Below are 23,532 nucleotides of genomic sequence, written 5' to 3'. Positions count from 1 at the left end.
TTAGCCAGCATTCTGGCTGAGCGTTTTAGCGCGATTGTGAGTATTGCCAAACAAGATTTGCGTACCGAGCAAGGGCGTAAGCAAATATTGGCCTCAGATGGTTTTTCTAGTGACTTGACGCAACGCCTTACCGGACTGGATGAAAGTTTAGTTGGTGTAGGCGACTTGCGATTTATTAATGGGATTTTGGGTAACTATTCGCGGACCATTGCTTTTCGATTATCTGAGCAAGAAAACCGGATAGAACCCAGTGTTGAGGCTAAACAAGGACTTATTGGCTTTCACTTTCGCAGTGCGCGTGGTGGCCAAATCAAAATGGTGCAGTTGGCCGGTGACGAACCGGATTGGCAGAGCGCTGATCTGGATTTAGTGGCATCACGCTTAATGGTGCTTGATATGCAAAACAAAGGTAATGCGATGCCCTTGCCACAGTTACTCGGATATCAGCAACTTGGCATTTTACCAAAGTTTGCCAAGTTTTATCGCCAAGGTTTACATGGGGCACTTAAGAACAATGATATTGAGTCTGGCTGGTTAGCGGGCTTAGATGAGGGATTAAATAATGGCTTATAAAGTTTTGGGTAAATTAGTTGGCAATACGGGTGATGCCAGTCAACTCACTATGGTGGTTCAAGATTCCTTTTCCGTGCGTCGTGGTGAATTCGTTCGCATTATGCACCAAGAGCGTAAAGACGAGGGGCAAGTCGCTGTATTGGGGCGTGTAACTAAGATTAGCCGGACTAACATGTTGTACAACGCGGGCTTTGGCGATGGTGTGACTGAACTTGAGTTATTGCCAGGCGCTAACGTGACTGGGGAGAACATGTTTGCGCAGGTCGAGCTGGTAGGCTATCGAGACCCTGTATCGCGCCAAATTAAAATACCGCGTCGCCCTCTAAACCCTGGTACCGCAGTTGAAACCGTCGACTTTCAGTTTTTAAGTGACTTTTACGAGTTCAATGAGCACTCCAGCTTACACTTAGGCAATTTGGTTGGTTACGACAAAGGGGAAAATACCGTACCTGTCTTCATCGATGTCAATAAGCTAGTGACAGAACACATGGCCGTATTAGCTATGACAGGCTCAGGTAAATCGTACACAGTTGGTCGGATTATCGAGCGCTTGGTTGCCGTGAATAACGGCACTGTTGTTGTGTTCGACCCTCACGGTGAATACGGCAAAGCCCTTGCTGGAGGCAACCTACAATTTTCTAGTTTGTTGGATGCAACCGAAGATAAACGCGACCAAGAAGCGTTGCCACTGATTAAAAAAACCTTTGAAAAGCTTCAAGCTGCGGGCGCGGGTATTCAGGTCTATTCACCACAGCATGAATCTTTTAAACATAAATATGCCAGTAAAAACACACCGCTAGCTCTTCAATTCGACCATTTTGAAATGGATGATATTGCTGAGATTTTGCCAGGTTTAACGGAACCACAACAACGGGTACTTGACGTAGCGATTCGTTATTGGCGTTCTGTCGATAAAGCTGAGCCGCGAGATATTAACCGTTTACGTTACTTTTTAGGCGACGGTATTGAAGAACTAAAAGAGTGGGATGACCTATCTGAAGCGGAAGCTAAAGCACTATCTGGCCGAAGCGCGGCTGTCGCATCTATGAAACTCTCGCGCGTGCTGAACGAAGCTCAAAGCTTTTACAGCGCAACGATGGCTGAACCTACTGATATATACAAGATGGTCGGGCGTCCAAGTAACCAGCAGGGGCGTTTAGTCGTTGTTGATTTGCAGGGTCTGAGTGATACCGCTAAACAAGTTGTTTGTGCGCTGTTATCCAGTGAAATTTTAAAAGCCGCTTCTAGCAAAACAGATCCGCTGCGACCTTGCTTTATTGTCTATGAAGAAGGCCATAACTTTGCCCCAGCCGGGGGCAACGCTGTCAGCCACCGTATTATCAAAAAGATCGCCGGAGAGGGCCGTAAATTTGGGGTTGGCTTTGGCATTGTGAGTCAACGCCCTTCAAAACTAGACTCGGATGTGACGTCTCAGTGTAATACCTTGATCACCATGCGCTTGAAAAACCCAGACGATCAGCGTTTTATCGCTAAAGCATCCGATATGGTTAGCAAAGCAGACTTGGACGAGCTGCCAAGCCTATCAACCGGTGAAGCTTTGGTTTGTGGCCGCTCTATCCCTGCGCCACTTCTTGTTAAGGTAGGCAGTAAGGCTCTCATACACGGCGGTGAGTCGCCAGAAGTATTACGTGTTTGGGGTTCATTTAATGGCTAAATCGCCAATGCCTGATATCGCCTGGATACGCGATACATTCCCACTTATGACCAGTGGCAAGCTATTGGACCAGGATGTTTTGGTTCATAGCTTGGGTTGTAGTGTATGGAACACCTTTGGCCATGAACAATCGTTTATGGCAATGGTGGAGTGCCCTGCGCCGGGTACTTTTGGCGCTGATATTCGCTCTGACTCAGGCTGGTTCGATAAAGCCGCTGCATCACCTTTATGTTTAGTTGAATTTGAACGTTTTGATGGCTCAATTCGTGGCCAGCAAAAACTTGAAGAGAAATTAAAGAACTTGCTGGAAGCAGCGCAGCGCTGGGGCCATTCGCCAAAAACTTTAGTTCTTAGTGCTTGGAGTCAAGGCTTGGTAAGCGCTCCCGACACACAGAAACTTAAAGAAGTCTGTCGTTTGGGCTTTACATCATCAACAGGTACGCAGGTGCATTCTATACCAGATGTCGAGGTGATATTTAGCCGTTTCCTATTTATAAAAAACCTAAATAATATTGTTTTAGATAGAGTTCACTATGAGGTGTTGATGTGAATATTAAATCAGCACATTTTTTGCCAGGGACAAATAAACGCCTCGGTGATAAATATTTATTACTTGAATGCCTAGGTGATGGCAGTCATGGTTGGGTATGGCGCGCCGAGCGCCTTCAAGACGGGAAGATTGTCGCGGTAAAAATTCCTAAAGATATTACCCGCGAGGATCGTCAACTTGCCGAGGGAAAAGAGCTTTTAAACGTTGAACCGCACGACAACATCGTACAAATTTTCGATATGGGCCGGATTGATAATGAGTGGTTCTTTATCGAAATGGAGTATTTCCCAAGCCAAACGTTGGCGCAGAAACTTGATGATAGAGAGCGTAATTTTGGTCAAACCTATGAGCGACTGTTTAAGATTTATCGCCAAGTTCTCTGCGCCATTCAATACCTGGCGGAATTGCCAGTACCAATTTCCCACGGTGACATCAAGCCGCACAATATTTTGGTTGGTGAACGGGATGTAGTAAAGCTCACGGATTTTGGTAGTTCCGCTTTACCGGAAGAGATCTATGTTCGGACCCGTGAAAACGGCGGAACGGTACTCTATTCAGCGCCCGAGTTCTCTAACGTAGATAGCCGTAAAGGCAGCTTGGAAGAACTGTTGTTGGGCGACATTTATAGCTTAGGTGTTTTGTTATACCAGCTGCTGACTGGAAAGCTTCCGCATGACACGCCCGCTCAAGTGCAACGTCATGCTCCCTTCATGCGACCTACCGAGATTAATAGCTCAGTACATGCTGACTTGGAGCTAGTTGTTCTCACCTGTTTACAAAAGCGTCCAGAGCATCGCTATCAAACAGTTTCAGAATTAATGCAAGCATTTGATGCTGCCAGCGGCAAACAGCTAAAAGTTGGCGCTGTTGCACCAGTAGTTCAGTCAAAGCCTGATCAGGACTGGTCGAGTGCCGTACTTGAAGCAATGTCTGACCAGTCTTATCAAAAAGCAGCTCAGTTAGCCTCTCAAGAATACAGTCGCAGTAGAGACCTTCAAGCGTTGCATCAGCAACTTATCGCTCTATATCGTGCAAACCGGCTGTTTGATTTTGAGAAAATCGTTGAGAGCAATAAATCAATATTACTTGAAGGAAAATTAGCTCAGCTTGGTGTGTTATTCGAACTGATTGTTAAGGCTTATTTACAGCTGCGAAATATCAATCAAGCTAGGTTCTGGTTGGTTCAACGAAAGCAAGTTGAAGAAGAGTGCACAGCGACTTTCTATCTTGAATCATCCATTCTTGGTCTTGAGGCTAAGTATCCGGAAGCGAGAGCCTTGTTGGAAAAAGTTAACCAAGCTACGCCAATGAAGTTCCATATATTGAGTCAACTTGTTTTAGTTTGTGAGCAAATGCGCGACTACTCCGGCGCTGCTGCTTACCTAAAAGCAGCGTTGCGTGTAGCACCTGCGGACAACCGCATGAAAGAAAAGAAAGAGCTTTATACGAAGCTTGGAGTCATGTAGTGAGGAGTGCTTGCGCAATCGCTGGCAGAATGTGTCGCAGACCGATCTCGCAGGCTATGGACAAAAAGCATTGGTTTGTCACCAGCTTTGGCCTATTGCTATGGACACTATGAATATGGTGCCAACACTTGAGAGTTACTGGAACGTGGCCAATGTCACCAGTGGTGAATGTTACGGTGGAGCGGGTTCCGGCGGTATGCTGGTGCAAACTCGCAACTACCTGGCTAAACACGGCGAGAACATGACCAACCTGTCCCTCTACGGGCAGGAGATGAACCTGAACACCTGGGCCATCTGCAAGATGAACATGTTCCTGCACGGGGTCTACAGCGCCGACATCAAGAAGGGCGACACCCTGCGCGAGCCGCAGCACACCGAAGCCGGCGCGCTGATGACCTTCGACCGGGTAATCGCCAATCCCCCCTTCAGCCTGAAGAAGTGGGGCAAGGAAGAAGCCGACAGCGATGCCTATGGCCGCTTCCCCTACGGCACCCCACCCAAGGACGCCGGCGACCTGGCCTTCGTCCAGCACATGATCGCCAGTCTCAATGCCGAGGGCATGATGGGCGTGGTCATGCCCCACGGCGTGCTGTTCCGCGGCTCCAGTGAAAAGGCCATCCGCCAGGGTATCCTCAACGATGACCTGCTCGAAGCCGTCATCGGCCTGCCCGCCGCCCTGTTCTACGGCACCGGTATTCCCGCCTGCCTGCTGATCATCAACAAGGCCAAGCCCGCCGATCGCAAGGGCAAGGTGCTGTTTATCAACAGCGAACTGGAATACGAGGAAGGCAAGAACCAGAACAAGCTGCGCCAGCAGGATATCGACAAGATCGTTCAGACCTTCGAAAACTTCGAAGAGATTAAACGCTACTCCAAAGTGGTGCCGCTGGCCGAGATCGAGGAAAACGACTTCAACCTCAACATCCGCCGCTACGCCGACACCAGTCCGCCCCCGGAAATCTTCGACGTGCGCGCCATCCTCCATGGCGGCATCCCGGTGCGGGAAGTGGAGAGCGAGTATATCCGCGAAGAGATTCTGGAAGACTTTGATGTGTCTGCGGTGTTTGTGAAGCGGGATGAAGAGGAACCCGCAGGGGGTGAAGGGTATTACGACTTCAAGCCGGAGATCGACAGCAAGGCAGCCATTCGTGAGGCCGTGGGTGAGGCGGATGCCAAGGTAATTAGCCAGCTGGAGCGCTGGTGGGACAAGTATCGGGTATCACTCAGTGAGCTGGATGCCCAGGTGGCGGAAGCGGAAAGCGTGATGAAGGAGTATCTGAAGGAGCTGGGGTATGAGTAATGCGGTTCCTGAAGGGTGGAAAATACTTTCAATTGGTAGCGTCCTGAAGCAAGAGAAACGAAAGTTCGAAATGCAGGACGAGGAGAGCTATCCGCTGCTGAGTGTTAGAAGGAGAAATGGAGGCTTCTTTCATCGAGAAACGAGGAAAGGTAAGCAGATATTGACCAAGACACTTACCAAGGCAATTCCTGATTCTTTTGTCATTTCGAAAATGCAGGTTGTGCATGGGGCTTGCGGCCTCATAGAAAAGCCTTTTTACAATGGCTACTTGTCGGCTAGCTATGTTTCCTTTGTGGCTAAGGATGGCCAGGCGGATCTCCGCTATTTCAACTATCTTTGCCAAACGTCTTTTATGTATGAGCTTTTTTTGCTGTCAAGCCACGGCGTTCACATTGAGAAAATGACATTTGATGTCGCTGACTGGTTAAGAAAGAAGCTCGTTCTTCCCCCTCTCCCGGAACAACAAAAAATCGCAGCCATCCTGTCCTCCGTCGATGACGTGATCGAAAAAACACGCGCACAGGTCGACAAGCTAAAAGATCTGAAAACCGGGATGATGCAGGCGCTGTTGACCAAAGGCATTGGGCATACCGCGTTCAAGGATTCGCCGGTGGGGCGGATTCCGGAGGGGTGGGAGGTCTGTATGGCATCTGAGGTCGCCGATGAGGTGATGGTTGGTGTCGTCATTAAGCCGACCCAATACTACGTAGGCTCCGGTGTGCCTGCATTGCGGTCAGCCAATGTAAGAGAGGGTGGTTTGACTATGGAGAATCTGAAGTATTTCTCCAAAGAGTCAAATGAACTGTTAAAGAAAAGCAAGTTAAGAAAAGGGGATTTGCTTACCGTTCGTACGGGTTATCCTGGAACTACCGCAGTCGTGACAGAGGATTTCGAGGGTTGTAACTGCATTGATGTTGTAATAACTCGCCCTTCTGAACGAATGAACTCTGATTTTTTCAGCCTATGGGTGAATTCAGATAACGGAAAAGGGCAAGTATTGAAAGCCCAAGGGGGGCTTGCACAACAGCATTTTAATGTGGGTGATATGAAGAATCTCCTTGTTGCTGTGCCTCCTTTGGAAGAGCAGAAATCGATATTCAATATTGTTGATTCGGTAACGAAGAAGGTTTCGATTGCGGAAGTTCGATTGGAGCAAGTAAGAAGAGTAAAAAAAGCCCTAATGCAAGACTTGCTCACCGGCAAGGTCAGAGTCAACGTCGATAACAAGGAGAACGCAGTCGCCTTATCGGCGTGACTGCCCGTTATGTTTCAGGATGAAGCCGAAAAAGTCGAAATTCCTGCCATTGCGCAGCTAACTCAACAGGGTTGGGCCTTTGTCCCTGGTGCCGAACTGGCACCGGGGCAGCCAGGGGATGAGCGCAGCTATTACCGCGATGTGGTGCTGGGGAAACGGCTGGAGGCTGCCCTGCGCCGCCTCAACCCGTGGATCAGCGAGGAAAACCTGCGCAAGGTGCTGCGCGAGTTTACCCACCCCAATTTCGCCTGTTTGAGCGAAATGCAACATTAATATGAAAACCCATAAGAAAAGAACTAAGGAATAGTCATATGGCAAATCAACATGAGATCAAAAGCGAAAAGATTCATGTCAAAGATATCTTTTCCAATCTCTGGTTCAGGGTGCCCGAGTATCAGCGGCCTTATGTATGGGGAGATGATCAAATTGACGACCTCCTGGATGATCTTGCCTTCGCTCATTCCGAGAAACCGGATCAGGATTATTTTCTGGGGTCCTTTGTTTATCAGCTAAAGCGGGCAGGTAGTGCGCCCGGTCAGAAGTTTGATGAGAATGACTTGCTGGACGGTCAGCAGCGAATGACTACGCTGTTTATGCTGTTCGCTTGTATACGTGACCTGACAGATAATCCCGACCTCAAAGATGTGTGCCAGGATTCCATTTTTCAGAAGGGGAATGAGTTTGATGGCGTTCCGGAGAGAACCAGAATCGAGTTCGCTATTCGTCCAGAGGTGCAGGATTTTGTCGATTCCTTCTTGAAAGTGAAGAACGGAACCAATGATATAGAGACTCTGGAATCGTTGAGGAAAAAAAGTACCGATCCGTCCGTGCGCAACATGGCAAATGCAGTTCTTAAAATTCGTCGCGATTTGAGTGCGTTGAGTGAGGACGAATCATCCGCATTCAATCTTTCAAAATTCTATGCATTTATCAGAAAAAACGTGCTATTGATCTATGTGGCAACTGAAGATCTCGACGATGCGTTCCGTTTATTTACGATTCTGAATGACCGCGGCGTACCGCTACGTAACAGTGACATCCTGAAATCTTCCAATCTGGGTGCCTTGACGGAGATTGCTGACAAGGAACGCTACGCGAAGCTGTGGGAAGAGGCTGAAGGTGACCTTGGTGATGATTTTGATCGTTTCCTGAATCATATTCGTACCGTTCTTCTTAAGGATAAAGCGCGATTAAATCTTTTGGATGAGTACGAGCACAAAATTTATCACCCTAAGGAAAAAGAAAAATCGACCGGGAAGATGAAGCAGCCGCTTCTCGTAAAAGGGAAGGAAACGTTCAAGTTGGTAGAGCGCTATTTGAAGCACTACAACCAACTTCTCGGCGGAGCCAATTACGATGAAACGGGTGGCAGCTTCGAGTTTGATAATTTGATCAAGGTGATGCTGACCGGTTTGCCGTCATCCGACTGGATTCCGCCTTTGATGCGCTACTTCGATTGCTTTGGCAGTAATCGTCTGTTGGAATTCCTTAAGAAGCTGGATAACCAGCTATCGTCTGACTGGATTGCCCAGTATTCACCGACGGCGCGTATAGATCGCATGAACGACATCATTCGTGCGGTTGAGAAGGCGGATAGCGCCGATGAACTTTTAGACAAACTGAATCCATTCAATTACGACCAGGAAGGATTTAACCGGGCCGCTGATGCTGCCGTATACGGCCGCCGCTTTACTCGCTACCTGCTATTGAAGCTTGATTATCTTTTCGCTGATCATAGTCAGCGTATGTCCCTTCAATTTCTTTCCGTAGAGCATATTCTGCCGCAGAATCCGAAAGCAGATAGTCAGTGGTGTAAGGATTTCTCAGAGGAGAAGCGCGAAGAGTGGACCCACCGCCTTGGCAACCTTGTTCTCATTACCACTAAGAAAAACACTTCTCAGGGGAGGCTGGATTATGTCGATAAAAAGGCTCGCTACTTTGAGAAACGTATTAGCACTTGCCCAAATTCACTGCGTGTACTGCAGCATGAGCGCTGGACTCCCTCGGAGCTTGAGGCTAACCATCTGGTGGTGCTCAATAAACTGCGTGAACACTACGGTTTCTCTTTGAAAGCGTTTGGGAATAAGAGTCTGGCGTTGGCATAGCAATGTCTCTTGGGTGGGAATGAGGATGTTTCAGGACGAAGCCGAAAAAGTCGAAATGCCTGCCATTGAGCAGCTGGTAAAGCAGGGCTGGGCCTTTGTCCCCGGTGCCGAGCTGACGCCGGGGCAGCTAGGGGATGAGCGCAGCTATTACCGCGATGTGGTGCTGGTGAAACGGCTGGAGGCCGCCCTGCGCCGCCTGAACCCCTGGATCAGCGACGAAAACCTGCGCAAGGTGCTGCGTGAGTTTACTCACCCCAATTTTGCCGGCCTGATCGAATACAACCAGGCCCTGTGGGAAAGGCTTTGCTGCACCGGCGATCACGCCATTTCGGTGGAGCAGGATCTGGGTTCCGGCCGCAAGGGCCAGACCGTCACCGTTATCGATTTCGACAACCCGGCTAACAACGATTTTCTCTGCACCAGCCAGTTCAAGGTGGAAGGGGCGACCCAGAACATCATTCCCGACATTGTCTGTTTCGTGAATGGCCTGCCGCTGGCCGTGATCGAGTGCAAATCCCCCTATGTGGCCGATGCCATTGGCGAGGGCATCAACCAGTTGCGCCGCTACGCCAACCTGCGCCGCCCGGAAGATGGCGAAGGGGCGCAGAAGCTGTTCTGGTATAACCAGTTGATGGTGTCCACCTGCCGGGATCAGGCCCGGGTCGGCACCATCAGTTCCATGGCCCAGCATTACGGTGACTGGAAGGATGCCTACCCCTATACGGATGCGGATATCCGTGGGTTGTTGAAGAAGCCGGAGGCTGGGAGCGTAACGTCTGCCGGGAATGCGGCCAGCAAGATTGAAGATGTGCCGTCCACGGCGTATCTGGAGCAGGCGAAAGCCATGGCTGCCGCTAGTGGCTCAGGCGAAGCGGGCCAGGGCGATATCACTGCCCAGCAGCGCCTGCTGATGGGCATGTTCAGCCACGACACCTTTCTCGATCTGATCCGCAATTTCATCCTGTTCGAACCGGTGGAAGGCCGCCTGATCAAGAAGGTGGCTCGCTATCAGCAGTACCGGGCGGTGAACAAGGTCATCGAGCGGTTGAAACACGGCACTACCCGGAAAGAAAAGTCCGGGGTGGTGTGGCACACCCAGGGTTCGGGCAAGTCGCTGACCATGGTCATGCTGGCGGTGAAGATGCGCCGCGATCCGGAGCTGCAGAAGTACAAGCTGGTGTTCGTCACCGACCGAACCCAGCTCGATACTCAGCTCTCCGCCACTTTCCGCGCTGCCCAGAACGAAACCATCTACAACGCCAATTCAGTAGCCAGGCTGAAGGAACTGCTCACCAAGGATGCCTCTGACATTGTTACGGCCATGGTGCAAAAGTTTCAGGATGCCGAGGCGGAAGGCGACTTTACCGACCTGAACCCCAGCGACAAAATCATCGTGCTGGCCGACGAGGCCCACCGCACCCAGTTCGGCGGCCTGGCCGCCACCATCAACGCGGCCCTGCCCAATGCCCCCAAGATCGGTTTTACCGGTACCCCGCTGCTGAAGAGCCAGAAGATGGATCAGGCCTTTGGTGGCTACATTGACCAGTACAAGATCAATGAGGCGGTGGAAGACGGCGCTACGGTGCGCATCATCTACGAAGGCCGCCAGGCCCAGACCGAGGTGGTGGGCGAATCCCTGGACAAGCTGTTCGATGAGTACTTCAAGGACAAGAGCGACGACGAGAAGCGCGAGATCAAGAAGAAGTACGGGGTCGAGCGGGCGGTGCGCGAAGCCCCGGCGCGGATTCGCTGGGTGTGCCTGGATCTTCTCAAGCACTACCGGGAGCATATCCAGCCCAATGGCTTCAAGGCCATGGTGGTGGTGGGCAGCCGCCATGCGGCCACGGTGTACAAGAAGACCCTGGATGAACTGGGCGCGCCACCGTCCGAGGTGATTATCAGTGGTAGCCACAATGATGAGGGCTACATTGCCAAGTACACCGACAAGGCCCAGCAGAAGCAGGCCATCGATGCCTTCAAGAAGCCCCTGAACGAGAACCCGCTGGCCTTCCTGATTGTGAAGGACATGCTGCTCACCGGCTTCGATGCCCCCATTGCCCAGGTAATGTACATCGACCGCAGCCTCAAGGATCACACCCTGATGCAGGCCATAGCTCGGGTGAACAGGACGTACAAAGGGAAGCAGGCGGGCTTTGTGGTGGATTACTACGGCCTGTCGGATTACCTCACCGAGGCGCTGGAGCAGTTCAGCAGTGATGACGTGGAAGGTACCTATGTCACCCTGAAGGACGAGATCCCCAAGCTGAAGGCGACCCATACGCGGGTGGCGCAGGTGTTCAGTGGTCTTAAGGGCTCGGATATTGATGACTACGTGCTGTTCCTCAAGGACGAAGACATCCGCCAGCAATTCGAGCTGGCCTACAAGCGCTTTGCCCGGCAGATGGACGTGGTGCTGCCCGACCCGGCCGCCAAGCCGTTTATTCCTGACCTGAAGCTGTGGGGCAAGGTGCAGAACGCCGCCCGCAACCGCTACCGCGACCCGGGCCTGAATATCGCTGATGCCGGCGAGAAGGTGCGGCAACTGGTGGATGAGCACATCATCAGCACCGGCGTCGATCCGAAGATCCCGCCGGTGGACTTGATGGCCGCCAACTTCCGCGAATCCGTGGAGCAGATCAAATCCCCGGAATCCCGCGCTTCCGAGATCGAGAGCGCCATCAAGCACCACATCACCGTAAAGCTCGACGAAGACCCGGAATACTACAAGTCCCTGAGCCTGCGCCTGCGCGACATCATCGAGAAGACCAACGGCAAGTGGGAGCAGCAACTGGAGCTGCTGCTGGACATGGTTGGGGCCATCGAGAGTAGCCGTAAGCAGGAGGGGGATGACAAGGGCCTGGATGAAACCGAGATGGCTTTCTTCCGCATTCTGATGTCGGAAGTGGTTCGCCATACGGGCGAAGAGGTGGTGAGCGAGAGCGTTGAGGACGAGATCAAGACCTCCACCCAGGCGCTGGTGGAGATGTTCGACGAAGCCACCCAGATTGTAGATTTCTTCAAGAAAGGTGAAGAGATCAAGCGCATGAAGAAAGCCATCAAGCGGGCGATCCTGGACTGCAGCTTTGGCGACAAGGCGATTGTGAATGTGGTGCAGGAGCGGTTTATGGATCTGGCGAAGACGAAGTTCCGGTAATGGCCAGACTCTGCCGTAGGAGCGTCGCTGGCGGCGCGATTACCAACGCTGCAATCGCGCCGCGAGCGACGCTCCTACAAATAAGATAAGAGACTGCTAACTGATTGAAATACTAGGAGCCAAGGATGGCTTTGTATGTTGATGGGCTATCGCTGAGGGACGATGAATTGTTGTCATACGCTATTCGCGTATGCTTTGGGTCGAGCGGCCCATGAAGGCGCTGCTGGCGCGCGAGGTGGAGGCGAGAAGCCATGGCAAAGAAGGCTGACAACAGGCGCGATATCTTCGGCGAACTGACCGAAGGCTTTGAGGCGTTGCAGGATGCCCGGGAGGGCAAGCAAACCCTGCAGACCACCGAGCTGGAACTGAAAGACCCGCTGGAAATTACCGCTGGGGAAATTCGTTCGCTGCGGGAAAGTCTGAGAGTGTCCCGCCCGATCTTCGCCAACATGCTACGCATGAGTGTGCGTACGCTGGAGCGCTGGGAGCAGGACCGTGGCAAGCCGGACCAGGGCTCGGCCACTCTGATGCGCCTGATTCAGCGCCACCCGGAAACGCTGGACTGGATCAGAGAGCTATAACGTGAAGCGACCTGAGTTTATCGATGGCAACGGCTTCATTGCCGAAGTGATCCGCACCCGTCGCCGCAAGTCCGCCGATATCCGCGTGGAGGAAGGGGCGGTGTCGGTGGTAGTGCCAGCTGACGTTTCTTTGGAGCGTATTGGCGAATTGCTGGCGGCCAAGCGCCGCTGGATCAAGGAAAAGATCGCGCTTCATCATGAGGCGACCCCGCCCGGCAGCAAGCGGTATGTGTCCGGTGAGTCCTTCTCCTACCTGGGCCGCAACTACCGCCTGAAAGTGGAAAAAGGCCCCTTCGCCCCGGTGAAATTGGTGCAGGGGCGCCTGCTGGTGTCCTTGCCCCAGGGCACGGAACAACCCCACATGATCCGCAATGCCCTGATTCGCTGGTACAAGCGCCAGGCCGAAACGAAGCTAAACGAAAAAGTCACCCGCTGGGCACCGCAGGTTGGCGTCACTGTTCCCAATGTCTCTATCAAAACCTTCAAATCCCGCTGGGGGAGCTGCACCGCCAAAGGCGAGCTGCAATTCAACTGGCAGATCATGATGGCCCCGAACCGGATGGTGGATTACGTGGTGGTGCACGAGTTATGTCACCTGCTACGCCATGATCATTCGCCGCAGTTCTGGGGAGAGGTGGGCCGGGTGCTGCCGGATTATGAAGAATGCCGGGAATGGCTGAAGCGGCATGGGCATGTGGTGGCGATTTAAATCTGTTGGAGCGAGAGGGAGAGAGAACTGGTATGTCGGAAGGCTCTTTTACACAAGAAAAGGTGGTGATAGTCCGAAAGCCGATTGGGGCGATATTTAGTCCGGGGGAAAGGGATAAGTCTTATTACCTTGGCGTGGCTTGGTGGTCTTACCCTGCTCATGTCATAGGGTGGTTGCTTTTTATATCGATTATAGTGCTAACGACTTGGTTTGCCTGGAAAGAAGGATTGGACGGTGTCAGCATTGCTGAGATCTTGATGTGGGATTTTTCAATTTATGTGATCTTCCTTATGGCAGGATCAACAAGAAGAGATGGTCGACTGTCTGGGTGGAAAAAGTGTAATTTCTATCTTTCATACGTTAGTGCCTGTGTTTTTAAGGCTGCATGGTTTGCTGCATTATTCGTCTTGTCCGCCTTCTGGCTTTTAGACGGAAATGGCCGATTTGATGTGCGTTTAGGTGTTGACTACGCTGATTTTTTCTTGGAGGGGCACTGGGGTGATGATGTAGGATTTTTCGCCTACATGGTTTTCTGGTTTCTAATGTTTTGGGCTTTTTCGGGAAGGTCGCTGGACAATGAATAAGATAATAGCCCTCCTAATGTTGATGTTTTCTATGCCTTGCGTATCGGCAGAAATAGATGGCGATGATGTGCCTCTCTGGGAGCGTTGCAACGAATTGGTGGAACTGGATAACAATGTTGGGGGCATGTTCACCACATCCTTGAAGGAGTCGGCCTATGCTGGGTCCTGCTCTGGAACGTTGAAAACCCTTTATCTAATGAGCGCCTATACAGATTATCGATGTGAAATATTCGACACATTGAAAGCGGCAAATGTGGTGGTGAAAAGAAAAGTTGAAACAGTAGGCGAAGCCTTGATTCATCTTTGTCGGTGGGATCCATGAACCGCTCATTAGCTTATGTTGCCAAGGAAAAACTTGGTCGAGAGCTCCCCGAAATTCTCAGAAATGAGCTCAATAGTGTTTTCAGGGTAAGGAAAGACAAGAAGTCCGACCCTGCGCTCAACAAATGGCTGGGCCTTGTTCTTAAAGAGCGAGTTGGTTCAAAAAGAAAGGATGTTCAGGCTGAGTACGAGGCTTCGGTTTCCAACGCCTTGGTATTGATTTATCTGTTGGGTAGCGGGGTTAAGTCACAAACACTCATTACCGGCAAGTACGCACTATCCAGATCGCCATCAAGACCTTTATCAAGTTTGGTTAATGACTCGGTTGATGCCATACGGGAATCATCAAAGGAGAGATGTTTTGAGTTCGCTGTTCTTGGTGTGGTTCCGGAAAAGCATGAGCAGATTGTCGAGCGATTGCTTTATGAGGATTTTGATATTTTGAAGGATCATCTTCCCTCTCCGTTCGAAGGGGAAGGCCTTTCCGTCATTGCTGCACATTACGACCAGAGCATTCCGTGGTTTGAGTATCGAGAAGTCTACGATCTGGCCGAAGAGTCATTCCGCGATGGGGACTTGCTGCGCTGTATCTCTTCGCTGGAGCAATTGATAAAAGAAAGTATCGTCAGGATCCCTGTGGCTGAGCGGTTGCTAGTTCAGGCTCACGACAGACGTACCGAGCATGAAGAGCTGAGGGGCGTTCTGGGAAAAATCTGAAAAGGGTGTTGTTTGTGCGGCGCACAAACCGAACCTGTCTCCATTGATTACATGGAGACAGGCAATGAGTAGTTCAAAGTTTAATGAATACAACAAGTTACCCTCTTTGGTGGGGCTTCCAGGCTGCCACCGTCAGGCTGTTTTGAGTTTGCTGGAAGCGTTTGGGCAGGGCCGAAACCCCTATGAGCTGGGGGCGCGTAAAGTCCGTGCGTTAAAGGGCGTATGGCGTTTCCGGATTGGCCGCAAGTACCGTCTTCTTTGCTGGGAAGAAGATGGCCAGCGGAAATTCGAGCTGGTGACACGTCAAGCGCTTGAATGCGCGATTGCACGAAGATGAATCCAATTTTCAAAGGAGAAACATCATGACTGCAATTGCAATGTTTGACCCCAAAATGGCTTTGCCTGTCCTCAATCAGCTTCATCCAGTGGTTGCGGAGCTGGACTTTTCACGTCTCAAGCACAAGTACACGACGGGTGATGAACCGGAAATGGCTGAGGCCGAATGGGACTTCGGTGAGCAGGAATACCGCCGCTTCCTTTCTCTGAAAGCCTGGTACCCTTCTGTTGAATTAGTGCCGAACAAGCTCGTGGACAAGGTATGGCATGCGCATATCCTCGATACCATGGCCTATGCCAAGGATTGTGAGATGGTGTTCGGCTACTTTATGCACCATTTCCCCTACTTCGGTATTTATGGCAAGGAAGACTATCAGCAGCTTGTGACAACGTTTGACAAGACCTGTGCGCTGTACGAACGCCACTTTGGTCCCTATCCGGACAAGTCGAAATTCCAGGCAACCCGCTGTAAGGATCATGCCTGTCATGTGCCAACAGAGTGTGCTTGCCGTACGCCGGAAGCTTGTCTTTAGCATCGAAAGGAAAGAGCAGGTGTTGCCTGCTCTTTCTGCTTTGTAGGCGAAGCCTTGGCGCCGTAGGAGCCAGCGTGCTGGCGATGGTGTGTAGGTTTACCGTGCGAGCGGTGGTTCTACCGCGATGAGGTTGGCCTCGCTTGGGCTCGGATCGCGCCGCGAACGACGCTCCTACGGTAGTTTGGGAGGGGTGCTGGGCGGCGTCTGAGGAACCGGACTTGGAAACGGTCATGGTTTGAGTAATTCCTTCCTTATAGTTTTCGTAACACTCTGGCATATCTATAAAAAATCAATTCGGCAGGCTGACATGGAACCGGACATAAAGGCGCGGAATGGTGCTGCGGAGGACAGAGAGGAGAGTGTCTACAGCATGGAGCCCATGCGGTTTGCGGCGAAGTAGATCTTAAAGCTGGGGCTGGGTATTGGCTGTGATGTGGGAGCGGTGGTTCCGCCGAGATGGGGGTGGCCTCGCTGGGGCTGTAGCGGCCTGATCGCCCTACGGTCGATCCCGTGCTTCGCACGGTTCGCACCTCAAGCGGTGCTCCTACTGGAAAGCCGTAGGGGTTGCGCTGTAGGAGCTATGGGCTGAGGTATAAGATGGTGGTTAAAATATGGCCAGTTCTGCTGATTTTTGCTAGTATAGACAGACTATTTTCTTCGTAAGGTATGTCATGTCTTCTCCCTCTTTTGAAACCAAAAAAGCCTATTTCGCCAAGGTTCGGAAAGCCAACTATTCGGCAAGCCTCCGCCTGGAAGGGTTTGTGGTGCAAGAGGATGGGGTAGTGAGGAAACATGCTTCCCGTAAGGCCGCAGTGATTGCCCATACTCGTCAGGCCAAAGCCAAGGCCTGAGGTGGACAAATACGGGGTGGGCCAGGACCGTTACTGCTACCCCGACAGCGAGGTATTGAAGAACCGCCTCAACATTGAAGATGACGAAGCCCTTTCAGAGGCAGAGCGGGAAATCACCGAGCTTGCCGCTGAAGACATCGAGTTTGAACCCCCTCCCTACGATCTCGCTACCCTCCAACGCATCCACCAACAGTTATTTGGCGATATTTATGACTGAGCCGGAGACATCCGTACCGTAGATGTCTCCAAGGGGGATACGCGTTTCTGTACGACCCAACGCATTGTTCCTGAAGCAGAAAAGCTTTTTGACCTGCTGGCGGAGAAGGGCTGGTTTGAAGGTTTGTCTCGTGATGTGTTTATTGATGAGCTTGCTGGGCTTTATGGTGAGTTGAACATGGTGCATCCGTTTCGGGAGGGTAATGGCCGGGCACTGCGTCTGTTGTTTGAATTCATCATCGTGAATGTGGGTTATGAAATCAGCTGGAGCGGGGTGGATGAAGAGGAGTGGCTTGAGGCGAATATTCTTTCTGCGCTGGCGGCTGAGTCTTCCGGATTAAGGGTCATCTTCGAGAAGTCCATTGGTGGGCTGATCGAGGAATAAGCGTGTTTTCAGGCGCGATCGTCCAGCCGCGATTCTTCATAAAGTAGTGTATTAATCGCGGTGGAACCACCGCTCCCACAGGTGGTTCTGATTCGCCGGTCTTGATGCTCTACCCTGTTCTGTCAGCCTTCATTCTTGAGCGCTTATCCGTTCACTTCTTCCATAAAGTCCAACGCCCCCTGCTGGCGAATCACTCTTCTGTGCTGCTCCCACAGTTCGCTGATGCGTTCCTGATTGAGTTGTTGTCTGTCTACCAGTACCCGGGTGTTGAGTTCGCCCACGGCCATGGGGCTGGGGACTTTGCTGAACACGAATTGGTTGCTGATCAGGTCCAGGAAGGGGCCTGCTTTACTGGTGGGCATGATGAAGATGAGCTGTAGCCCCAGGGTGTGGGTGAGGTAGTTGATGACGCTCTTGGAGCGGCTTTCGTCCATGTGCATGAAGGCTTCGTCGACGATGACCATGCGCAGGTGGCTGTCGCCTTCGTTGAAGCGGAAGGCGCTGGTGATGGCGGCGGCGCGGATGATGTAGGCCGGGGTTTCCAGCTGCCCGCCGGAGCCGGTGCCGTACTGGCTGAGGCTGATGGGCTGTTTGCCCTGCGGGTGCTTGAGGATGTCGTACTGGCGGTAGCGGCGGTAGTCGCTGATGCGTTCCAGTTCGCGCAGGGCCTGTTGTTCGTCGCCGTCCAGCAGCAGGTTGAGCAGGCGGTCGCGTACCGCTTCTGCCTTGGCGGACAGGGGCGTGTCGAACAGGCTGGTGCCGTCGCCCAGGTTGGGAATGTCGATGACTTCCTTGAAGAAGTTCCAGTATTCCTTGTATTCCGGTATCCACTGCCACTCAAACGAAAAGCGCTCGCAGTCGGCGCCGAACTGGTGGTGTTCCAGTTCGCTATTGAGGCTCTTGAGGATGCGCTCGCCGTCTTGGATGGCCTGGTGGATCTGGCTGCACAGGTCGCTGACGAAGGTGGTGTTGAAGGTGTCGCGCAGGCTGGTGAGTTTTTCCTGCTTTTCCAGCAGCACGTTATTGCGCAGGCGGTTGTGTAGATTATCCAATTGCTGGTGCAGGCTTTGCACATGGCCGAAGAACGGGGCGCTGTGCAGGGCGTCCGCACTGTCCGCCAGGATCTGGTCGGCGGGTTGGGCCTGTTGGTTGTACTGGTTGAGGGTTTTCTCCAGCGCTACGGCGGTTTTGGTGAGCTGCTCGGTGAGCGCGGTTTCTTCGGCGATAAAGTCGATGTCGCCGTGGGCGTTTTGCAGGCGTTCATCCATGGCGGCGATGCGCGGTTCCACATCGAGCCCCGGCCAGTATTTTGTGCAGCCGTGCAGGTTGGCTTCGGCTTCGTCCTGCTTTTCCTGAAACTGTTCGCTCTGGTCGGCCAGGGTGCTGATGGTCTTGCTGCAGGCGCTGAGTTTTTCGCTGAGCTTGCCGTTCTCTTCGGTGAGCTGCTTTTGTTTGGCTTCCAGTTCCTGATGCAGGGTCTTTGCCTGTTGCTGTTTTTCTTCCAGCTCTTCGTGATCGCTGAGGTCCAGGGTGGCCAGGGCCTTTTCGGTTTCCTGTAGCTGGCGCTGGACATCGAGCAATTGCGTGGCGGCGTTGACCCAGTGCAGGGGCTGGAAGGCTTTGACCTGGGTGTGCAGTTGGCGCACGGACTGATAATCGTCGGCTGCGCGCTGGTAGTTTTCCTGCAGTTCCATGAGCGCGTTGCGCTGGGCATTCAGGTTGCGTTCGCGGGCGGCTTCGCCGAATACCAGATCGCTGTCCGGCAGGTCGCAGCGGAACATGGCGTAGCCGCCGGAGCCGAGGCCATCGGCGGTGATGCCGCGCCGGGTGCGGCGTAGCGCTTCGGCGTCTTCCACACACACTACGCTGCCGTAGGAGGCTTTCAGATAGTGCTCGGCGGTGCGGTGGCTGAAGCGCAGGGCGTGGAACAGGGAGTCGTCGGGTAGCTGCACCCGTTCTGCATCGCGGCGGGCCTGTTCGCCTTGGATCACGCGGGCGCGGTTGCGCTGCTTGCCGCTGAGACGGCGGACGATGCGGATGGCTTCGGCTTCATGGTTGGGTTCCACCAGAATGCCGAAGCGGGCGCCGCCGATGTAGCCTTCGATGGCCATTTGCCAGTCCGGGGCCTGCACTTCCACGTGATCACACAGCACGCGCGGTTCTGCCTGCGGGCATTCCTGGCGGATGGCGTGGATGGCGATCTCCACATCCTGCGGGTAGTTCACCCGTTTGGATTCCAGGTTGCGGATCTGTTGTTCGATTTTCTTTTGTTGCTGGTCCAGGGTTTCCAGGGCCTGGCCACGCTTGCTGACGATGCGGTCAAGCCTTTGAGCGACAGAGAGTGCTTCCTGGCCGGGTTTGTCTTCCCGTTCGCTGTGCAGTTGTTCGGCCAGTTGGTTGTGCAGCTGTTGTTCGCTGCGCACCCGGGTGAGGCCGTCTTCCAGTGGCGACAGGTCGATCCAGTCCCGGGCCAGCATCTGGTTGAGATCGGGCAGGGCGTTGCTCTGTTCGGCGAGCAGCGCCTTGCTGGTGCTGCGCCAGTGTTTGCTGGCGAAGCTGGGCAGTTCCAGTTCGATGCTGTGGCGGGCCAGCAGGCTCTGGATGTTGCGCAGGGCTTCCAAGTTTTTGTTACGCTGTTGATCCTGCTCCAGCAGCGGGCGGGCGCCTTGCTGGAGTTGCTGGGTCAGGTCGGCCAGTTGTTTTTCCAGCTGTTGTTTATCGCGCAGGGCGGGGATGCCGAGGATGCGCGCCTGCAGTTCCACCAGCTCAGCGTGGGCCTGGTCGAGGCGCTGCTGTACCTGTTCGGCTTCTTCGCGGTTGCCTTCCTGTTGCTGGCGCAGGCTGTTCTGCTCTTCTTTCTTTTCCAGATACTGTTTCTGGTTGCGCTGGAATTGTTGTGCGGCAGCGCCGTAGGCCTGGGTGGTGCGTTCCAGCCAGGTGTCCAGGTAGGTGTCGGTGTGGCTTTGCGCCTGGGCGAGCAGGTTCACGTTCTGCTGCAGCTGTTCGGCTTCTTCGGCCATGCCGTGGACGGTGCGCATGAGGTCGCGGATGCGGCGCAGGGTGTCGCCCATGTCGTGGGGTTCGAGCACTTCGCTGGCGACAAACTGGTTGATGGATTCCACCGGTTTGTAGGCCATGAAACGGGCGAAGGTGCGGGCGGCGTTCTTGGCTTCCTGTTGGGAGACGGCATCGCGTTTGCCGCGCAGGGCGCCGTACAGGCGCGCCAGGTACTGGCCCTTCTTGTCGTAGGTTTCCACGTTTTTCTTGCCGAACTGCTGGCGCAGCTGGTTGGCGATCTCGGTGATCGGCACTGTGGCTTTTTCGCCGCCGTATTCGCGTACGAAGTGGGACAGGTTGAGCATCTCGCCGGGGACGATCATCAGCAGCAATTCCTGCTGCCGGGCCTGGCTGGTGCTGCCGGCCTTGTCCAGGTGGGCGCGCACGCCGATGACGGCGGTGAAGGGTTCGGCGGTTTCGCCCTTGGTGGGGTGGAAGACCCCGGCGATGTAGCCGTCGCTGTCGTACGGGCGGGCGTAGGCGCCGTCGTCACAGCCGAGCACATAGGAGGCCAGGGTGCGCACCTGTTTGCCGCCACGGCCGCGCTGGGTGGTTTCGTCCTGCCCCGGGTTGTAGTTGAACAGGTTGTCGTGGGCGGCGGTCATCAGGGTTTGCAGGGCGTCGGCGGCGGTGGTCTTGCCGGAGCCGTTGCCGCCGGAGAACAGGTTCACCGGGCCGTATTCCAGTTCGCCGGGGGGCAGATTGCCCCAGTTGACGGTGATGGAGCGTTTTAAATACATGGGTGGACCTGTTTGCGGTTTTTGGTAGGAGCGTCGCTGGCGGCGCGATGTTGGGCGTTGGGGATCGCGCCGCGAGCGACGCTCCTACGGGCGGTGTTGGGGTAAAGATCGCCTGCGGGCAGGCTCCTAGGGAGGGAGGTGGTTTGGATCATTGCTGGTCCTGCTCCTTGTTGTCTTCGGCGTCGTCGTTGCTGGCGGGTTTGTTGTCGTCGCCTAGCAGTTGCGAGAGCACGGTGTCGGTGACCAGGCTGGTGATGTCCGGGCGGATGGTGAGCCAGGTTTCGTTGTCTTCCAGGCTGTTGTCGCCGTCGCTGCGGATCAGGCGCAGTTGGCGCATGCGGCGGAACAGGGCGTCGCGTTCGGTGCGGCCTTCCGGGAGCGGGCGGCCGAGCAGGTTTTTGCTGGCCAGGTTGATGGCTTCCAGGGGCAGGGTGGCCTGGCCGTGTTCGTCGATCTGGCCGTCGCGCAGGGATTTGTCGTATTCGGCGCGCAGCACCAGGATCAGGGCCACTTCCTGCTGGCTGAGGCGGTTGCGCAGGCCGCTGTTGAAACCGTCGTCGCTGTCCGCTTCGCCGGGGATTTCGGCACCGGGCGGGAACAGTCGCAGGGAGGTGAAGCGGCGCTCGTGGTGCAGGCGGATGTGCAGCACGCTCAGGTAGTCTTCCACCAGTTCGGGAATTTGCAGGTAGCGGTCGTAGAGTTCTGCTTCCTTTTTGCTTTCGCTGCGGCACAGCACGCCGTGATCCAGCAGGCGGATCATCAGTTCCGAGAATTGCGCTTGAGTGACGCCACGGGCGTTGAGGGCTTCACTCAGGGCGTGTTGTAGCGGTGCTTGGCTCATCGTGCTCCAGTTCCAGCAGGAAACCATCGCGACGGACGAAGTAGTGTTCGTCGGTGATGGGGTCGGTGGGGGTAATACGCAGGCGGAAGCCGTTGGCGGCGTGGTCGGCGCTGCCCAGTTCGATCACGTGGCTCAGGGCCAGCAGGTCGCGGGCGGTGTTAATGGGCAGGTCGCGGTTGTCGATGCGGCGGCTGGCGCCGAGGGCATCGCGCAGGTAATCGCGCAGGGCACCACCATTGATGTTGAAGGCCTTTTCCAGCAGTTGCTGGGTGGCCAGCTCGCGTAGGGTGTCGGCGTCCGGGTCTTCCAGTTCCACCATGCGGCTGTGCACCACCCGCTGGCTGCGCTGTTCGCGCAGGCGTACCTGAGCGGGATCCACAAAGCCCAGGTGCAGGCTGGCGAGACTGTCGCCGGCGTGTTGTAGACGCGCGTTATAGGTTTCTTCATCCAGCTCGGAGAGTTCCTTGCACAGGCCGACGATGTCGTTGTGCTTCTGGCTGTGCAGGTAGCTGAGCTGGCGGATGATGATGTCGGCCCGGCGGGTGAAGCCCTGCAGGGTGCGGCGCAGGGCCGGCAGCATGATTTCCGAGGCGTTGCGCATGCGCGTCTCAATGCTGTCCAGCAGCTGGAACAGCACCGAGGCATCCTGGCTGACGATCAGGTCCGGGGCCAGCCGACGCAGTTCCTTTTCGGCGTTGGCTTTCCAGGTTTTCGGTTTGCGCTTGATCTGTTCGATGGTGTTCTGAATGCGGTCGCGGTGCTTTTCTACGCTGTCGGCGGACATGCGGATGGCCACGTCGGGCTGGAAGCGTTTTTCCATGAAGTCGAAGAACTGGTCGCTGGCCTGCTGCACCAATTGCTGCGCTTCCACTTCTTTCACCAGCTCCCGTTTGCGTTCTTCCAGCTCGGCGATGATGTCGGTGAAGTCGGCGATGATGCGCTCGGAATGTTCGTGGGCATCGAGCAGATCGTAGACCTCGCCGCGATCCACAAAGGCAGCCAGGGCATTGAGGGTGTTACGGGTGTTGCGGTGGCGGGTGCGCACGCTGCGCCCGTCCACTTCCGCCAGGGTCTGGGTGAACAGGCGGCCGGTGCGGCTGAACGGGTAGGTAGACTGGAAGGAGGCTTCGTCCTTGTCCCGTTTCAGCCAGCCATGTTCCACCAGCAGGTTGAGGATCCAGCCCGCCTGCTCGCGGTTGTTGCGAAAGCGGCCACCGTCTTCGTCGCCGTCCAGCAGCGGGGCCCGTTCCAGGGCTTCGCTGAACACATCCAGCACCTGATCACGCTTGAGTGATTCGCCGTAGTCCGCCTTGGCGCTGTACAGCCGCTCGTGCAGCAGGCGCAGGCATTCGACTACCTGTTCGCGGTACTTGCCGGTGAGGGGCTTGAAGAATTGGGCGCGCTCGTCGCTGAAAAACATGGCTCGCTTATTGTGGCGTGATGGGGCACAGAAGGTTGTGCAATGGGCCATTTAATCAGGTTGGCGAGGGGGCTCCAAGAGGAGGCGGCCTTTCAATAACGGCGGCCGACCTTGATGTCCCACAAAAAAGGGGCCTTCTGCTCAGAAGGCCCCTTTTTTGTGG

Annotated in this window: 22 protein-coding genes; 19 read left to right on the top strand and 3 right to left on the bottom strand. The window is 54.2% G+C overall.

Features of this window, described 5'->3' with window-relative positions:
- From Q672_RS30550 to Q672_RS34295, 19 genes are all read left to right on the top strand, one after another.
- On the top strand, positions 1-573 hold a 573-nt coding region (locus tag Q672_RS30550), incomplete at its 5' end, for a hypothetical protein (protein ID WP_022986334.1).
- Complete coding sequence (locus Q672_RS30545; RefSeq protein WP_022986333.1) at positions 563-2,248, top strand: helicase HerA domain-containing protein; 1,686 nt, start codon at positions 563-565, stop codon at positions 2,246-2,248. The genes Q672_RS30550 and Q672_RS30545, both read left to right, overlap by 11 nt.
- Positions 2,249-2,255: 7 nt before the next feature.
- A complete protein-coding gene (locus Q672_RS34040) occupies positions 2,256-2,798 on the top strand; it encodes a hypothetical protein (protein ID WP_200866023.1) in 543 nt (180 codons plus the stop codon).
- Entirely contained in the window at positions 2,795-4,264 is a 1,470-nt protein-coding gene (locus Q672_RS30540; protein WP_022986332.1) for a serine/threonine-protein kinase, read from the top strand. Before Q672_RS34040 ends, Q672_RS30540 begins: the two co-directional genes overlap by 4 nt.
- A gap of 115 nt (positions 4,265-4,379) precedes the next feature.
- Positions 4,380-5,564 carry an N-6 DNA methylase gene (locus Q672_RS30535; protein ID WP_235047207.1) on the top strand — a complete coding sequence of 395 codons (1,185 nt, stop codon included), beginning with the start codon at positions 4,380-4,382 and terminating at the stop codon, positions 5,562-5,564.
- A complete protein-coding gene (locus Q672_RS30530; protein ID WP_022986330.1) occupies positions 5,557-6,819 on the top strand; it encodes a restriction endonuclease subunit S in 1,263 nt (420 codons plus the stop codon). Before Q672_RS30535 ends, Q672_RS30530 begins: the two co-directional genes overlap by 8 nt.
- Before the next feature lie 9 nt (positions 6,820-6,828).
- The gene (locus Q672_RS30525; protein WP_022986329.1) at positions 6,829-7,092 is read left to right on the top strand and encodes a type I restriction endonuclease; all 264 of its coding nucleotides are present in this window, start codon (positions 6,829-6,831) and stop codon (positions 7,090-7,092) included.
- 38 nt (positions 7,093-7,130) lie between these two features.
- A complete protein-coding gene (locus tag Q672_RS30520) occupies positions 7,131-8,924 on the top strand; it encodes a DUF262 domain-containing protein (protein ID WP_022986328.1) in 1,794 nt (597 codons plus the stop codon).
- A 25-nt stretch (positions 8,925-8,949) separates the two neighbouring features.
- Complete coding sequence (locus Q672_RS30515; RefSeq protein WP_022986327.1) at positions 8,950-12,078, top strand: type I restriction endonuclease subunit R; 3,129 nt, start codon at positions 8,950-8,952, stop codon at positions 12,076-12,078.
- A 251-nt stretch (positions 12,079-12,329) separates the two neighbouring features.
- Positions 12,330-12,659, top strand: coding sequence for a helix-turn-helix domain-containing protein (locus Q672_RS30510; RefSeq protein WP_022986326.1), 330 nt, complete (start codon positions 12,330-12,332; stop codon positions 12,657-12,659).
- A 1-nt stretch (position 12,660) separates the two neighbouring features.
- Positions 12,661-13,368 carry a M48 family metallopeptidase gene (locus Q672_RS30505; protein ID WP_022986325.1) on the top strand — a complete coding sequence of 236 codons (708 nt, stop codon included), beginning with the start codon at positions 12,661-12,663 and terminating at the stop codon, positions 13,366-13,368.
- Positions 13,332-13,952 (top strand): hypothetical protein, encoded by a 621-nt coding sequence (locus Q672_RS30500; RefSeq protein ID WP_152521843.1) that lies wholly within the window; start codon positions 13,332-13,334, stop codon positions 13,950-13,952. The genes Q672_RS30505 and Q672_RS30500 overlap by 37 nt, the downstream gene beginning before the upstream one ends.
- On the top strand, positions 13,945-14,274 hold the full coding sequence (locus tag Q672_RS30495; RefSeq protein WP_022986323.1) for a hypothetical protein: 330 nt from the start codon (positions 13,945-13,947) through the stop codon (positions 14,272-14,274). The genes Q672_RS30500 and Q672_RS30495 overlap by 8 nt, the downstream gene beginning before the upstream one ends.
- Positions 14,271-14,990 (top strand): hypothetical protein, encoded by a 720-nt coding sequence (locus Q672_RS30490; protein WP_022986322.1) that lies wholly within the window; start codon positions 14,271-14,273, stop codon positions 14,988-14,990. Before Q672_RS30495 ends, Q672_RS30490 begins: the two co-directional genes overlap by 4 nt.
- Positions 14,991-15,054: 64 nt before the next feature.
- Positions 15,055-15,327 (top strand): type II toxin-antitoxin system RelE family toxin, encoded by a 273-nt coding sequence (locus Q672_RS30485; protein WP_022986321.1) that lies wholly within the window; start codon positions 15,055-15,057, stop codon positions 15,325-15,327.
- Positions 15,328-15,352: 25 nt separating this feature from the next.
- Entirely contained in the window at positions 15,353-15,859 is a 507-nt protein-coding gene (locus tag Q672_RS30480) for a glycine-rich domain-containing protein (RefSeq protein ID WP_022986320.1), read from the top strand.
- 671 nt (positions 15,860-16,530) lie between these two features.
- Positions 16,531-16,710 (top strand): YhfG family protein, encoded by a 180-nt coding sequence (locus tag Q672_RS30475; protein WP_022986318.1) that lies wholly within the window; start codon positions 16,531-16,533, stop codon positions 16,708-16,710.
- A 1-nt stretch (position 16,711) separates the two neighbouring features.
- On the top strand, positions 16,712-16,927 hold the full coding sequence (locus Q672_RS34300) for a hypothetical protein (protein WP_022986317.1): 216 nt from the start codon (positions 16,712-16,714) through the stop codon (positions 16,925-16,927).
- Positions 16,928-16,936: 9 nt separating this feature from the next.
- Complete coding sequence (locus Q672_RS34295) at positions 16,937-17,311, top strand: Fic/DOC family protein (RefSeq protein ID WP_200866024.1); 375 nt, start codon at positions 16,937-16,939, stop codon at positions 17,309-17,311.
- Between the two features lie 143 nt (positions 17,312-17,454).
- On the opposite strand, the gene Q672_RS30465 is transcribed toward Q672_RS34295, so the two are convergent.
- The 3 genes from Q672_RS30465 to Q672_RS30455 all read right to left on the bottom strand — a co-directional run bounded on the left by Q672_RS30465 (position 17,455) and on the right by Q672_RS30455 (position 23,369).
- Entirely contained in the window at positions 17,455-21,108 is a 3,654-nt protein-coding gene (locus Q672_RS30465; RefSeq protein WP_022986315.1) for an ATP-binding protein, read from the bottom strand.
- Positions 21,109-21,256: 148 nt separating this feature from the next.
- Positions 21,257-21,949: a DUF4194 domain-containing protein gene (locus Q672_RS30460; protein ID WP_022986314.1), complete on the bottom strand. Its 693-nt coding sequence runs from the start codon at positions 21,947-21,949 to the stop codon at positions 21,257-21,259.
- On the bottom strand, positions 21,915-23,369 hold the full coding sequence (locus Q672_RS30455) for a Wadjet anti-phage system protein JetA family protein (protein WP_022986313.1): 1,455 nt from the start codon (positions 23,367-23,369) through the stop codon (positions 21,915-21,917). Before Q672_RS30455 ends, Q672_RS30460 begins: the two co-directional genes overlap by 35 nt.
- Positions 23,370-23,532 lie beyond the last annotated feature (163 nt).

Origin of the sequence: Alcanivorax sp. P2S70 (assembly GCF_000475295.1) — a bacterium.
GTDB classification, from domain to species: domain Bacteria; phylum Pseudomonadota; class Gammaproteobacteria; order Pseudomonadales; family Alcanivoracaceae; genus Alcanivorax; species Alcanivorax profundi.
Note: the sequence above shows the minus strand (reverse complement) of the source record. Positions and strands in the feature narration are given on the sequence as shown.

Coding starts and splice junctions, on each gene's coding strand:
- Q672_RS30525 (WP_022986329.1), top strand. CDS start 6,829: ATGTTTCAGGATGAAGCCGAAAAAGTCGAAATTCCTGCCATTGCGCAG.
- Q672_RS30500 (WP_152521843.1), top strand. CDS start 13,332: ATGGCTGAAGCGGCATGGGCATGTGGTGGCGATTTAAATCTGTTGGAG.
- Q672_RS30545 (WP_022986333.1), top strand. CDS start 563: ATGGCTTATAAAGTTTTGGGTAAATTAGTTGGCAATACGGGTGATGCC.
- Q672_RS30485 (WP_022986321.1), top strand. CDS start 15,055: ATGAGTAGTTCAAAGTTTAATGAATACAACAAGTTACCCTCTTTGGTG.
- Q672_RS30455 (WP_022986313.1), bottom strand. CDS start 23,369: ATGTTTTTCAGCGACGAGCGCGCCCAATTCTTCAAGCCCCTCACCGGC.
- Q672_RS30520 (WP_022986328.1), top strand. CDS start 7,131: ATGGCAAATCAACATGAGATCAAAAGCGAAAAGATTCATGTCAAAGAT.
- Q672_RS30515 (WP_022986327.1), top strand. CDS start 8,950: ATGTTTCAGGACGAAGCCGAAAAAGTCGAAATGCCTGCCATTGAGCAG.
- Q672_RS30495 (WP_022986323.1), top strand. CDS start 13,945: ATGAATAAGATAATAGCCCTCCTAATGTTGATGTTTTCTATGCCTTGC.
- Q672_RS30530 (WP_022986330.1), top strand. CDS start 5,557: ATGAGTAATGCGGTTCCTGAAGGGTGGAAAATACTTTCAATTGGTAGC.
- Q672_RS30510 (WP_022986326.1), top strand. CDS start 12,330: ATGGCAAAGAAGGCTGACAACAGGCGCGATATCTTCGGCGAACTGACC.
- Q672_RS30535 (WP_235047207.1), top strand. CDS start 4,380: ATGGTGCCAACACTTGAGAGTTACTGGAACGTGGCCAATGTCACCAGT.
- Q672_RS30480 (WP_022986320.1), top strand. CDS start 15,353: ATGACTGCAATTGCAATGTTTGACCCCAAAATGGCTTTGCCTGTCCTC.
- Q672_RS30475 (WP_022986318.1), top strand. CDS start 16,531: ATGTCTTCTCCCTCTTTTGAAACCAAAAAAGCCTATTTCGCCAAGGTT.
- Q672_RS30460 (WP_022986314.1), bottom strand. CDS start 21,949: ATGAGCCAAGCACCGCTACAACACGCCCTGAGTGAAGCCCTCAACGCC.
- Q672_RS30490 (WP_022986322.1), top strand. CDS start 14,271: ATGAACCGCTCATTAGCTTATGTTGCCAAGGAAAAACTTGGTCGAGAG.
- Q672_RS30465 (WP_022986315.1), bottom strand. CDS start 21,108: ATGTATTTAAAACGCTCCATCACCGTCAACTGGGGCAATCTGCCCCCC.
- Q672_RS34040 (WP_200866023.1), top strand. CDS start 2,256: ATGCCTGATATCGCCTGGATACGCGATACATTCCCACTTATGACCAGT.